The sequence below is a fragment of the Micromonospora sp. NPDC047670 genome (genome assembly GCF_043204915.1).
In the GTDB taxonomy this organism is placed as follows: domain Bacteria; phylum Actinomycetota; class Actinomycetes; order Mycobacteriales; family Micromonosporaceae; genus Micromonospora.
Genome location: NZ_JBIDDA010000014.1, coordinates 96,000 through 108,665, shown reverse-complemented (window position 1 = coordinate 108,665; position 12,666 = coordinate 96,000). Strand labels below are relative to the sequence as shown.

Here is a 12,666-nt window from a genome sequence, read left to right as displayed (position 1 = left end):
CGCGGTGGCGGGTCCGCCCGCCGCCGGGCACCGGACCGCCTCCCGGGGGCCGGCGGTCTCCGGCCCCTCCGGTCACTGGAAGCCCGGCGTCCAGATGCGGGCCTTGTAGAACTCGGCGCCCGAGCGGGTCCGGTCCGGCGACTGGGAGAAGCGCACCGTCGGGCTGCCCCAGGTGCGCGCGCCGGTGTTGTCGGCGCGTACGGACACGACCTCCCCGGAGGAGTGCCGCACGTACGACTTCACCCGGGTCTCGCTGGAGATCTTCCGCTTGGTGAACGAGCCGCCGGCGGTGTTGATCTCGTAGACGCCGTCGGTCGCGGTGCACACCAGCTTGTACGCGTTGCCGTAGTCGGGCTGGAGGTCGTGCCCGAGGTTGCTGCTGCCGAGGCTCACCGATCCGCCGTAGTACCGCAACCGGGTGTTGCGGTACGAGCCCTCGACCGCGTAGTGGACGAGCTTGCCCTTGCCGATCGCCCAGAGGATCTTGAACGTCGGGTCCCAGAGCACGCCGTGTGCACCGGGCAGGCTGACGGTCTGCACCTTCGCCAGCGACCCGAGGTTGCCGACGCTCGTCGGCGCGTACAGCGTGAGGTAGCCGTGCGAACTGGCCACCACGACCGAACCGTTGCCGGGGATGCGCTCGATCGCGTGCGGGTTGCCGCCCGGGGTCGCGCTCCAGGCCAGGTCGTTCAGCTCGGTGTGCTTCTCGCTGTCGATGTCGACGATGCCCGCCCGGCCGCCCGAGGCGACCACGAGCGCGATCCAGCCCTGCGCCTGCGTCGAGCGGATCTTCACGTCCGACAGGTTGGCCCACGCGCCGCCACCGGGGCTGAAGCTCCAGTGCACGTTGGCGTCCGTCCAGCTCTTGTTCTTGTGGAACACCAGCACCTTGTTCCGGACCTGCTCCGTGGTGGCCACGTAGTAGCTGGTCGCCGCCTGCGCGGGGGCCTGGCCCAGCAGGGCCGCGGCCGGCGCGGCGACCGCCCCGGCCGCCAGCCCGCGAAGAATCGTGCGTCGCTGCATCCTCAACATCCTCCCGTGGTCATGTCGAGTGACCCATCCTGCCAGTGACCGTCCACATTGGGATGCCCTTTCGCCCAGCGGCGGAGGGCAACGCGTGCAGGGGCGGAGGGCAACGCGTGCAGGGGCGGAGGGCAACGCGCCCAGCGGCGGGGGGCAACGCGTGCAGGGGCGGGGGGCAACGCGCGCAGGCGGAGGGCGTCGTGCGCAGGGGCGCAGGGCGTCGCGGTCAGGGGCGGCGGGCGTCGCGCCTGCGTACGGCGAAGAAGAGCGCCGCGGCCCGACGGACGTCGCCCGGCCGCCGCGGATCCGCGGCGAGGTCGTGCAGCAGGTCCCGGTGGGCCCGGTCGGCGGCCAGCGTCATCAGCAGGGCGAAGCACTCCCGCGCGGCGTCCCGGCCGGCGGGGCCGCCCGCGCCGCCCGCCCAGTGCGCCAGCAGCGCGGCGAGCACGTCCGCCCGGAACGACGGTGCGTCGGCCTCGCCGGCCCCGCCGGTCCCGGCGTGGCCGGCGAGCAGGTGACCGGCCGCGATCGCGCCCGCCGGCTCCGCCAGGCGGTCCCGCAGGAAGGCCGGCGCGACGGCGGCCCGGCTGATCGCCTGCAGCGCGACGAACCGCGTCGAGCGGGTGTTCATCAGCGTCACCCATTCGTCCGGCCGCCAGTCGCGGGCGAGCGGCCCCGCCGCGAGGTACTCCACCAGGCTGGGCCAGACCGAGACCAGGGTGCGCCGGTCGGCCCGGAAGAGGTCGGTGGCCAGCAGGATCCGCCGCACGTGCGTGGGCCAGCCGGGCAGCGCCCGGGCCGGGGGAGCCGGCGCGTGGGCGGCCGACCAGTCGACGACCGCCGCCACCGGATCATTCCCGGCGACGGCGGCCGTCGCCGCCACCTCGACGAGTTCGGTGTGCCGGGCGGCCAGCCAGGCGGCGATCGACTCGCCCTCGGGCGGGCAGCGCAGCAGCGCCTCGCAGGCGGCGTCCAGGCTTTCCCGGCCACCGCGCAGCAGGGCGCGGACGAACTCGTCGAGCAGGGCCGCCGGGCCGGGCGGCGGGGCCGCTCCCGCCTGCCCGCCCTCCCAGACGAGCACGGCGACAGTGGCGGTGAGCGGGTTGTGCACCGGCCCGGTGATGCGTTGGGCGTGCGTCCAGTCCAGGAACCGGCGGGCGGTCGCGTCGTCCGGGAACCACCGGGCGGCCAGCAGCGCGACGTCGGCGTCGGTGAAGTGCGCGAGGTGGTACGCCGGATAGCCGGCGCTCAGCACGGCCAGCTCGTCCTCGGCCAGGTGCCGCGTGGTCACCAGGACGCGCCACGGCCTCGGCGCGGCGGCCGGGCCGGGGGAGCGCGCCAGCGTGGCGAGGCGGTTGAGGACGACGGCCCGCTCGTCCGGGTCGGCGACGGCGTCGACCCCGTCGACGCAGACCAGCCACTGCCGCCCGGGGGCGGGCGGCTGCTCGACGTCGAGCGGGGCGCCCTCGCGCGGGTACGCCTCGGCGAGCGCGGCGGGCAGCGGCTGGTGCACCAGGGCGGCGGCCGGCAGGCTCACCAGCACCGGCCCGGGCGGGCACCGGCGTCGCCGGCCGCGCCCGGCGAGCCAGCGCTGCGCCGACCGGGCGCTCTCGTAGCGGATGAGCGCCGTCTTGCCGCTGCCCGGCTCCCCGATCAGCAGCACGTTGCCGGCGCCGGTGAGCAGGTCCGCCACGTCGACGCCGTCGCCGGCCGCGTTGAGCCGCGGCACCACCCGGCGGGGCACGTACACCTCGGACAGCGGCTTCACGTACCCGCCGAAACGGTGCGGGTGGACGATGCCGGCGTCCGCCTCCCGCCGCCAGACCGGGTGCAGCGCCGACCACCAGCCGCGCCGGTCCCGGTCCCGGCGGTGGCGGTGGACGGCGACGACCGCGCCGGCCAGCGCCAGCGCGCCGCTGACGACGCCGGCGACCTGGTTGGAGAGCTCCAGGTCCATCGGCGGTCAGGGCCGGCCGGCGGCGGGCCGGTCCGGCGACAGGTGGTGCGCCCCGCACCCCTGGCAGTACGCGCCGGTCTGCGCCTCGCCGCAGTGCTGCCACGGCGCGGGCGGGCCGGCCGGCGCGGCCCGCTGCGCCGGCGGCTCCTGCGGCCCCCAGCGCGAGGTGTGGTGGGACACGACCAGGGAGGACTGGGTCAACCGGGCGTCCACGTCGGGCTTGAGGCGGACCCTGCCGCCGGCCGCGTCCAGCACGTCCACCACGCGGGCGAGCAGGACGACGTCGTCGTCGCGGCCCGCGGCGTGGGCGAGCGCCACCGCGCGCCCGAGGTGCTCCTCCGCCTCCGCGACCCGGCCCGCCCGGGCGGCCGCCAGCCCGCGCTGGACCGCCGCCGCGTACTCCTGCTGGCGGGTGTAGTGCGCGACGCTCTCGTTGATCTCCGAGTACCGCAGGGCGTCCTCGGTCCACTCCACGGTGACCGGCGTCTCGACCGGCTCGCCGTCCGCGTCGGCGTGGACGCTCAACCAACCGACCCGCCGTCGCGCCCCCGGCGCCATCGCGTCGACCTCCAGGGCGACGTGGTAGTCCCGCTGGTCGTGCGGGCTCCACGCGCCGACCGGGTACTCCGTGGCCAGCTCGCCGGCCGGCGTGCCGCGCCCGGTCAGGTCGGCGATCGCCGGATGCACCTGCTTGACGAAGCGGACCCGGGCCAGCCCGGTGGTGCGGACCCGCAGCCGGACGTCGGCGACCCGGCGGGACATCGCCCGGGTCAGCACCGCCCGGAACTCGTCGGCGAGCCCCGTGAGGTCCTCCACCGGCACGACGGGGTTGGCCCCCAACGCCTCCGCGATGCCCAGCAGCTCCGCCGCGTCCCAGTCGTGCACGCCGTCGGCGGAGCCGATGGCGCGGCAGTCCACGGTGAAGCGGCCCACGCAGTCGTCCACCGCCGCCCGCAGGTCGGCGGGGCGCTGGGACTCGTTGCGGCCGTCGGTGAGCAGGATGACGTGCCCGATCGCGTCGGGCCGCGTCGCGAGCAGTTGGCGGGCGAGCAGCAGCCAGGTGCCGATGGCGGTGCCGCCGTGCGGGGCCACGTGCCGCAGCGCGTTGCGGGCGGCGGCGCGGGTGGTCTCGTCGGCGACCGCCAGCCGCCGGTCGCCCGGGTAGACCATCGTGGCGATGGCGGTGCCGGCCACCACCGCGAACGCGACGCCGTCGGGCAGGGCGTCGATCGCCGCGGCGGTGGCCTGCCGGGCGGCCCGCATCTTGGCCTGGGGCGCCCCCATCGAGCCCGAGGAGTCGAGCAGGATCACCTCGGCGAGGCCGTCGTGGCGGACGTCCCCGTCGGCCGGCTCCTCGCCCCGGATGGTGGCGACCACGTCGAGGACCGCCCCGTCGGCGGGCACGTACTCGGTGTGGTGCACGCTGAGGCGCAGCGGCAGACCGTTGGCGGGGGGCACGGGCGACCTCTTTCCGTCGGGGCCGGCGGCCGGGCTCACCACCACGTCACCGGCCGGTAGGCGTTGGCAAGGTCGACGAGCGCGATCCGTTCGCGCCGGTCGGCGGTGCGCCGGGCGCGGGAGCGGCACCGGCGCTCGAACGCGCGGCGCAGGGCGTCCTCGTCGAGCGGGTGGCCGAACAGCCGCCGGCCGGGGTGGCGCCCGGCGGCCAGGTCGCAGTCCAGCGCGATCCGCAGGATGTGCGCCTCGACCTGCTCCCGCTCGTCGAACGGGGGCAGCTTGTCGACCATCCCGGCCGCGTCGAGCGCCGCGTCGAGCCGCTGCTCGTCGCCCGGCGCGTCGAGCAGGATACGCACCGCGCACGTCACCGCCACCGTCGAGGCCCGGGAGGACTCCGGCACCTTCAGCAGGGCGTCCGCGGCGCTGCGCGCGTCGGCCGTCGCCAGCAGGCAGCGGGCCAGCCCGAAGGCGGCGGCCACCACGCCCGGATCGGCGTCCCACACCCCCCGGTAGTGGTCCGCGGCCGTGCGTGCGTCGCCGTCCAGTTCGCAGGCGACCGCGTACGCGAGCCGGGTGGAGACCTCGCCGGGGAGCCACCCGTAGACCTGCTCGAACCGGCGGCGCGCGGTGGCGAAGTCGCGGCCCACCAGGGCGACCAGGCCCCGGTGCCACCACAGCGACCAGTCCCGCAGCTCCTCGGGGAAGCCGGCGAGCAGCGGCCCCGCCTCGTCCACCCGGCCGGCCGCGAGGTGGGCCCGGACGGCACGGTAGGTGACCTGCGCCGTCTGCTCGGGTGCGGTCCGCAGCTGCTCGATGAGCTCGGCCGGGTCGGCCGGGCCGAGCGAGGCGAGGAACCCGGCGGCCGGGTCGGCGCCGTCGACCAGGGGCGCGGGCAGGCCCAGCATGATCTCCACGACGTCGAGGGCCGCGCCGTCGGTGTGCAGCCCGAACGCGCAGGCGGAGGGGCTGAACAGGGTCGACCGGGTCGGCCGGGGCACGCCGTCGGAGGCCGAGGCGACCTGCCGGCGTACGCCCCGCAGCTGCTCGCGCATCTCGGCCGCGGAGCCGAACCGGTCGTCCGGATCGGCGGCGGTGGCGCGGGCCAGCAACCGCAGGAACGGGTCGAGCCGCGCCGGCACGGGTAGCCGCAGCACGTCCTGTCCCGCCGGGATCCGGGTCACCTCGATGGAGCGGGGCACCAGGGTCAGCGCGGCGAGGGTCCGGCCGACGGTGTAGATGTCCGCGGGCACGCTCGGGCCCGCCGGCCCGAGGCGCTCCACCTCCGGGGCGGTGAAGCCCGCGGTGCCCCAGGCCGGGCTCACCGTGTTGTCGATCCGGCGGGCGGCGCCGAAGTCGACCAGCTTGATCGGGTCGTTGGCGCCCTGGCCGCCGACCCGCATCACGTTCTCGGGCTTCAGGTCGCAGTACAGCCAGCCCTGGTCGTGCAGGTACTCGAAGGCGTCGAGGATCTGCACGCCGTACCCGAGCGCCTGCGCCACGTCGACCGCGCAGGAGCCACCGCCCGGCCCGGCCGTGCTGCGCGCCTCTTCCAGGGTGCCCCCGTTGACGTACTCCATCACCAGATAGCCGGCGTCCCGGTCGGACTCCGGCCGCAGCGCGTCGGTGATCGTGACGATGCGCGGGTGGTTCAGCGCGATCAACGCCTGCCGCTCGGCGACGAACGCGGCGGCGGCCTCCCGGTCCTCCGGATTGCGCTGCCCCTTCAGCACCCGCCACGCGCCGTCCATGTTCTCGTCCCGGGCGAGGAACACCCAGCCCACCCCGCCGTTGCCCAGGCAGCCCTCGATCCGGTAGCGCCCGGCGCGCAGGTCGCCGTTGGCCAGGGGCGGGGTGAAGGAGTACCGGGTGCCGCAGTCCGGGCAGTACCCGGCCACCCGCGGCAGCCGGCGCCGGCAGGTCGTCTTCGGGCAGTAGCGGGAGTGTTCGGGCACGACGGCCTGCGACACCACCGCCGACAGCGGATCGTGCGGACGGGCGGTCCGCAGCACGGCCGGCTGCTCCCACGGCCGGGACGCCGTCCGCGGCGGACGGCGGTCGAGGTCCGGATCGCGGCCCGGTCCCGCGGCACCGCCCCCGCCGGCCGTCGGCGCGCCGGCCCCGGCGCACTCGTGCCCCCACAGCCGGCAGAACCCGTCCTGGTCGACGCTGCCGGGACAGTTGCGCTCCGCGCAGCCGCGGTTGGCCGGCGTCATGGCGTACCCCCGTTCACGGCCTGCTGGTAGGCCCGGACCGCCCGGCTGGCGCCGGTCACGACGAAGACGTCGGGGCGCAACGCGGCCCGGGCGTCGAGGTAGGTCCGCTCGACGTCGGGGTGCTCGGCCCGGCCCACGTCGGCGGCCTTCTGCCGGTACGCCTCCAGCCGCCCGGTCAACTCCAGGTGGCACCGGCGGCGCAGCCGGCGCCGCGCGGCGTCGGTCAGCTCGACCGCCCGGTCGACGGCCTCCCCGAGCGACCCGTCGTCGGCGTCCGGCCCGACGTCGCCCCGCAGCCACCGGCCGCGGCCCGCCTGCCCGGCCGCGCCGACCCGCTCCAGCAGCCCGTCGACCGCGAGCCCGGCCACGGGGTCGGCCCCGTCGCCCAGGCCCTCGGCGGCGGCCTCCGCCGCGAGCCGCCGGAGCCGCTCCAGCGAGGAGCGCAGCCGCTGCGCCCGGACCGCCAGCCGGTCCCGGCCGTACGCGTCGACGATCCGGCGGATCCCGGCCACGTGCTCGCGGGCCGCCGCCACCACCTGCTCGACGGTCATCGCCTCCACCCGGACCGGCTCGCCGGTCGCCGCGGTGAACCGGACCTGGCACGGGCCCGCCAGCAGCCGGGCCAGCGCCTCCTCGCCGGCGGGCGTGGACCGGTCGACCCCGTCGAGGTCGTCGACCAGGCGGTCGAGGGCGAGCGACAGGCAGCCGAGCCGGTGCAGCAGGTCCCGGGCCTCCCGCGCGGGCGCCGCGGCGGGGCCCGTCGGCTGCCGGAAGGCGTCGGTGACCAGTTGCTGCACGTCGAGCAGGCTCTCGCACACCCAGGCGTGCGCGGCCAGGGTGGCGTCGAGGCGTTCCCGGAGAGACATCAGGGGCCGCCCCTCAGTCGGTCGGCCGTGGCGTGACCGGCGGGGGGTCGGGGGGCGGCCACCGCGTCGTCGCCGGGCCGGGCGACGGCATGCCCCGGTCCCGGTGGCCGGCGAGCCACCGGTCGTGGGCCTGCCGCCACACCGTGGCGGTGCGCGGCGACGCCAGCACGTGGTTGACGTACGCGGCCAGCTCCCGGCCGTTGTCGAGGTGGAACGCGAAGGCGTGCGGCTCGTCGGTGAACCAGGTGCACTCCTCGTCCCGGTGGTACGCGCAGAACTGCCGGTCGCGGCGCGGCGGCTCGGTCACCAGCATCGTGTCCGGGGCCATCTGGGCGAAGCCCAGCAGGATGTTCTCGTCGGTGCTGACCCCCTCGACCTGCCCCTGACGCAGCATCACGAGGCAGTCGATGGAGTGGTCGGCCTGCACCGGGACGGGCCGCTCGCCGGCCGCGGTGCGGTAGCCGGCGATCATCGCCAGCGAGGTCGTGTTCGCGGCGGCGCAGACCCGCCTGCCGCCGAGCTGCTCCATGCCGGCGTACTCCGGCACCCCCTCGGCGCGTTCGCGGACCAGCACGGTCTGGCCGGAGTCGAGGTAGTCGTTGGAGAAGACCACCCGCCGGGCGCGTTGGCACGTGGCCGTCAGCGAGGTGGCGACGACGTCGATGTCGCCCTGCTCCAGCATCGTGAAGGCGCCCTGACCGGGCGGCACCACCTTGAAGGTGAGCTTCTTCCGCGGGTCCTCCGTCGGCCAGATGGCCCGGGCCACCGCCAGCATCAGCTCGATGTTGAAGCCCTCGAACCGCTGGGTGCGGGCGTCCCAGTGGCTCATCGTGGCGTCCGACGGGTCGACGCCCGCGACCAGCTCGCCCCTGGCGAGGACGTGGGCCGGCGGCGTCCCGACGGCGGGGAGGCTGCGGCGCACCGGGCAAATCGCGCCGGCCGCGTCGGTGGTCGGCGCCGTCGCCACCCCCGGTGGGCGCGCCGGGGGCGCGCTGTTCGACGCCGCCGGCGCGCCGCACCCGGCCAGGCCCGCCAGGAGCAGGGCGAGCGACGCGGCGCGGGCGCGGCGTCGGGGCCTCGGCGAGATCCTCGGGGATGCGTTCACTGGTACTCCAGGTAGCGCTGGCGCAGCCCGGCGACCACGCCGGCGGCGGCGAGCAGGGTGACCCAGGCGGCCGCGGCGCCCCGGTGGTGCGGCGCCTCGGGCAGGTCGGCCACCATCCGGGAGACCTCCTGGTTGCGGGCGGTCAGGTCGGCGAGGAGGTGCTCCTCGGCGGCGACGAACGCCCGGCCCGCCGACCCCTCGCTGAGCACGGTGTCGACCGCGTCGCGGAAGGCGTCCGGCGTCCGGCTCTGCCGGGCGGGCCAGACCGCCGCCTCCAGGGCGGTGCAGTCGATCCGGTCCTTCGGCGGCTCCGGCCCGGCGGCGGGGTGGACGCAGAGGTCCCGGCGGTCGAAGTCCGCCTTGTGCCCGGCCGGGTCGACGCTCGCGCCGAGCCCGAGGTAGACGTCGGCGCGGCCGGCCAGCAGGGCGCCCAGCCGCTGCTGGGTGGCGCTCTGCGCGTCGATCGCCCGTTCCAGCTCCGGGAACCCCCGGTCGGCGGCGGGCCAGTGCCACCACGACGCGACGAGCATGGCCAGCACGGCCGTGGTGCCCGCCGAGGCCAGCAGCAGGCCGGCGTTCAACCGGCGCCGGGTCCGCCGGCGCAGCCACACCTGCGTCACGACCAGGGCGGCGAGGGTGCCCAGCGGCACCAGGACGGACGCGGCCAGCCACGGCCGCGCGTCGGCGCGGGCGTCGATCAACCGCCGGGTGTCGTAGTTCCACAGGCCCTGCGCCTCGGTGAGCAGCTCCGTGGACATGTAGTGCGACGCCTCGCGGGCGTAGGCCGACGCGAGCACCGCGCGGGCCGCCGCGTTGTCCGTCCCGGTCTCCGCCGTCTCCTCCGCCGGCGCGCAGGGCCGCCGGTTCTCCGCGCCGGGGAGCGCGGGGAGCGGGCCGGCCACCCGCAGCGCGGCGCACACCACGTCCCGGTAGACCGTCAGCCGGGCGGCGATCGTCGCCAGCCTTCTCAGCCGGTCCGGGTCGTCGACGGCGTCGCCCATCGAGTCGGTGAGCCTGCGCTCCACCTCGTGCACCGCCGCGTCGTAGGCGCCCACCAGGGAGGCGCGCCGGTCCTCGGTCGGCGGCAGCAGGAAGACGGCGCTGGCGGCGACGTCGGCGTCGGCGAGGCCCCGGTAGATCTCCCGGGCGGTCGTGCTGGTGCGTACGGCGGTCTCGGCGGACCGCTCGCCCAGCGTGGTGGCGGACGCGCGGGACTGCACGGCGACGGCGGCGGTGGCGGCGAGCGCGGCGACCAGCACGGCCCCGCCGACCACGATCAGCGCCGGGGTCGTCCGCAGGGCGTCGCGGAGTCGGCCCGCGCCGCCCCGACGCGGCCGTCGGGGGGCCGGGGCCGACCGGTCGGCCCCGGGCCCGTCCCCCGTGTGCGGCGCCATGGGTGTCCTCTCGCTCGCCGGGCCCCGCGCGGCCCTCGTGTTCGAGGGCGTCGCGGTGCCGGAATGCGGCCCCGTCCCGCCCCGCCGCGCGGCCCCGTCACCGGCTCCCGGGCAGCCGGCAGCGGTCGGGGTGATCGCTGGCGAGGAGGCACCAGGCTGACAGACCGCGCCGGCCGGCGGCACGGGTATGTCCGGTATCCGACGTGATCGGCACGGGTTGCCGGCGGGTGGCGGCCGGTCAGAACGACGGTTCGTCGACCGCGTCCCGGGGCGGGAAGGCCAGGGCGAGGGTGAGGTCCAGGACCGTCGCCGGGTCGGTCAGGCGGTCGCCGTACAGCTCGCGGAGCTTGCCCATCCGGTAGCGGACCGTCTGCGGGTGCACGAACAGGTCGGCGGCTACGTCGTCGCGCCGGCCGTGGTGCAGCAGCCAGGAGCGCAGCGTCTCGGCGAGGCGGTCGGCGGCGCCGGGCGGCAGCGCCGCCAGCGGGGCCAGGACCCGGGCTCGCAGGTCGGCGAGGCCCTCCGGGTCCGTGCTCAGCACCAGCTCGGCGAGGTGCTCCTCGGTGTCCAGCGCCGCGCCGTCGTCGGCCGGGCGCAGGCCGAGCGACCGGGCCCGGATGGCCCGCTGGTAGGAGGAGGCGACCCGGGTCCAGGGGCGGGCGGGACCGAGCACCGCACGCCGCCCGTGCAGCACCCGGGCGAGCTGCCGCCGGCGGTCGCCGTGGCTGTCGGGCACCAGCAGCACCGCCAGGTCCTCGCCCGACCCGGCCGCCGGCAGGTCGTCGCCGCTCTCGAGGGTGCGTGGGTGCAGCAGCGCGAGCGCCGCCCGGAGGTTGGCCCGGGGCAGCAGCACGACGGTGAGGGTCTGCGGCGGCGGCCAGTCGGCCCGGTCGGCGCTGCGCAGCAGCGCCTCCTCGGGCTCGCCGGCGAGCAGCCGCTGGGTGAGTCGTTCCAGGTTGCGCCGCCGCGCACGGCCCGCGCTGGCCAGTTCGTCGGCGTGCCCGGCCACGCTGGCGGCCGAGAGCTCGTCGATGTACGCGAACATCAGCTCCGCGAACTCGGCGACGGTGCCGGCGGAGAGCCCGCCCCGTACGGTGGTGGTGGACATCTCCCGCCAGGAGACGCGGGCGCCCACCCGGTACGCGGCCAGCAGCGCGTCCATGCTCCGCCCGGAGCGTGCCTCGCCGCTGCCCAGGGCGTACGCGGCCTCCAGGGCGCCGACCAGCGGGGTGCTCGGGTCGGCGGACTCGGACCGCTCGATGAGCTGGAGGAACGTGCCGAGCGCGATCTGCACGGCGGTCTCGATCTTCTCGCGCATCTGGCCGGTGAGGGTGCCGGAGTAGCTGGGCACCTCGGCGGTGATCGCGGTCACCGTCCGCTCGGCGAGCAGCGGCAGCTGGTCGCGCAGCGCGCCGGCGACGCGCGCGTCCAGTTCGAGGTGGGCAGCGCGCCGGGTGGCCTCGAAGCGTTCCGACACGTTTGTTCCCTCCGCACAAAAACCAAGGACCGGTTCACCTTCGCAGGCCAAGATTTTATGCCATGCTGCCGGGATCATCGAATTATGACCACCACCGTTCCGCGTCCACCCGCGAAGGTGTCCCTCCGGGGTCGCATCCTGCGGCTGGCCGCGTCGGTCACCACCCCGCTGCTGCCCGACGACTACCTCGACCTGGTCGCCCCGCTGCGCTCCGGCGCGGACCTGCGCGGGCGGATCCTCGCCGTCCGGCCCGAGACCGCCGACGCGGCGACGCTGGTGATCCAGCCGGGCCGCGACTGGCGCGGGCACACCCCCGGGCAGTACGTCCGCCTCGGCGTCGACGTCGACGGGGTACGCCAGTGGCGGGCCTACTCGGTCACCTCGCCACCGGCCCGCCGCGGGCCGGTGGCGATCACCGTGAAGGCCATCCCGAACGGCGTGGTCAGCAACCACCTCGTGCGCCGGGCGCGGCCCGGGACCCTGGTCCGGCTCGACCAGGCCCAGGGCGACTTCGTGCTGCCGGGGCGGCCGCCCGCCCGGGTGCTGTTCGTGACCGCCGGCAGCGGGGTCACCCCGGTGGTGGGGATGCTGCGCTCGGAGGCGCTGGCCGGCGCCGACGTCGTCGTGGTGCACTCCGCGCCCACGCCCGCCGACGTGATCTTCGGCGCGGAGTTGCGGGACCTCGCCGCGCGGGGCGCGATCCGGCTGGTGGAGCGGCACACCGACGCCGACGGGCTGCTCACCGTGGACGACCTCGCCGACCTCGTGCCCGACCACCTCGACCGGGAGACCTGGGCCTGTGGGCCGGTCGGCCTGCTCGACGCGCTGGCGGAGCACTGGACGGCCGGCGGGCGCGCCGACCGGCTGCACACCGAGCGGTTCCGGCCCACCGTCATCTCGCCCGGCGAGGGCGGCGCGGTCACCTTCGCCCGCTCGGGGGTCACCGTGGCGGCCGACGGCGCCACCCCGCTGCTCGACGCCGGCGAGAACGCCGGGGTGCTGATGCCCTCGGGCTGCCGGATGGGCATCTGCTACGGCTGCGTGCTGCCGCTGCGCCAGGGCGCCGTCCGCGACCTGCGCAACGGGGACCTGACCACGGCGGTGCCCGGCGACGGCGTCCTCATCCAGACCTGCGTGTCGGCCGCGGCCGGCCCCTGCGACATCGACCACTGA

9 protein-coding genes are annotated in these 12,666 nt (G+C 76.8%); 1 reads left to right on the top strand and 8 read right to left on the bottom strand.

What is annotated here, in order from left to right; translation table 11 throughout:
* Nucleotides 1–72 precede the first annotated feature (72 nt).
* The 8 genes from ACGF7U_RS26440 to ACGF7U_RS26405 all read right to left on the bottom strand — a co-directional run bounded on the left by ACGF7U_RS26440 (nucleotide 73) and on the right by ACGF7U_RS26405 (nucleotide 11,493).
* On the bottom strand, nucleotides 73–1,023 hold the full coding sequence (locus ACGF7U_RS26440) for a DUF6528 family protein (protein WP_393111074.1): 951 nt from the start codon (nucleotides 1,021–1,023) through the stop codon (nucleotides 73–75).
* 226 nt (nucleotides 1,024–1,249) lie between these two features.
* Nucleotides 1,250–2,980 carry a hypothetical protein gene (locus tag ACGF7U_RS26435; protein WP_393111072.1) on the bottom strand — a complete coding sequence of 577 codons (1,731 nt, stop codon included), beginning with the start codon at nucleotides 2,978–2,980 and terminating at the stop codon, nucleotides 1,250–1,252.
* 6 nt (nucleotides 2,981–2,986) lie between these two features.
* Nucleotides 2,987–4,438 (bottom strand): VWA domain-containing protein, encoded by a 1,452-nt coding sequence (locus ACGF7U_RS26430; protein ID WP_393111070.1) that lies wholly within the window; start codon nucleotides 4,436–4,438, stop codon nucleotides 2,987–2,989.
* A 35-nt stretch (nucleotides 4,439–4,473) separates the two neighbouring features.
* Complete coding sequence (locus ACGF7U_RS26425) at nucleotides 4,474–6,651, bottom strand: tetratricopeptide repeat protein (protein WP_393111068.1); 2,178 nt, start codon at nucleotides 6,649–6,651, stop codon at nucleotides 4,474–4,476.
* Nucleotides 6,648–7,517, bottom strand: a complete 870-nt coding sequence (locus ACGF7U_RS26420; RefSeq protein WP_393111066.1) for a hypothetical protein — start codon at nucleotides 7,515–7,517, stop codon at nucleotides 6,648–6,650. Before ACGF7U_RS26420 ends, ACGF7U_RS26425 begins: the two co-directional genes overlap by 4 nt.
* Nucleotides 7,518–7,530: 13 nt before the next feature.
* The gene (locus ACGF7U_RS26415; protein ID WP_393111064.1) at nucleotides 7,531–8,622 is read right to left on the bottom strand and encodes a transporter substrate-binding domain-containing protein; all 1,092 of its coding nucleotides are present in this window, start codon (nucleotides 8,620–8,622) and stop codon (nucleotides 7,531–7,533) included.
* On the bottom strand, nucleotides 8,619–10,016 hold the full coding sequence (locus ACGF7U_RS26410; RefSeq protein WP_393111062.1) for a hypothetical protein: 1,398 nt from the start codon (nucleotides 10,014–10,016) through the stop codon (nucleotides 8,619–8,621). The genes ACGF7U_RS26415 and ACGF7U_RS26410 overlap by 4 nt, the downstream gene beginning before the upstream one ends.
* Nucleotides 10,017–10,254: 238 nt before the next feature.
* The gene (locus tag ACGF7U_RS26405) at nucleotides 10,255–11,493 is read right to left on the bottom strand and encodes a PucR family transcriptional regulator (RefSeq protein WP_393111060.1); all 1,239 of its coding nucleotides are present in this window, start codon (nucleotides 11,491–11,493) and stop codon (nucleotides 10,255–10,257) included.
* 84 nt (nucleotides 11,494–11,577) lie between these two features.
* Between ACGF7U_RS26405 and ACGF7U_RS26400 the strand changes: the two genes are divergently transcribed.
* Complete coding sequence (locus ACGF7U_RS26400; RefSeq protein WP_393111058.1) at nucleotides 11,578–12,666, top strand: ferredoxin reductase; 1,089 nt, start codon at nucleotides 11,578–11,580, stop codon at nucleotides 12,664–12,666.

What these genes read in the sequence shown, in the direction of transcription:
- ACGF7U_RS26440 (WP_393111074.1), bottom strand. Translation starts at nt 1,023, where the DNA reads ATGCAGCGACGCACGATTCTTCGCGGGCTGGCGGCCGGGGCGGTCGCC.
- ACGF7U_RS26435 (WP_393111072.1), bottom strand. Translation starts at nt 2,980, where the DNA reads ATGGACCTGGAGCTCTCCAACCAGGTCGCCGGCGTCGTCAGCGGCGCG.
- ACGF7U_RS26425 (WP_393111068.1), bottom strand. Translation starts at nt 6,651, where the DNA reads ATGACGCCGGCCAACCGCGGCTGCGCGGAGCGCAACTGTCCCGGCAGC.
- ACGF7U_RS26420 (WP_393111066.1), bottom strand. Translation starts at nt 7,517, where the DNA reads ATGTCTCTCCGGGAACGCCTCGACGCCACCCTGGCCGCGCACGCCTGG.
- ACGF7U_RS26410 (WP_393111062.1), bottom strand. Translation starts at nt 10,016, where the DNA reads ATGGCGCCGCACACGGGGGACGGGCCCGGGGCCGACCGGTCGGCCCCG.
- ACGF7U_RS26400 (WP_393111058.1), top strand. Translation starts at nt 11,578, where the DNA reads ATGACCACCACCGTTCCGCGTCCACCCGCGAAGGTGTCCCTCCGGGGT.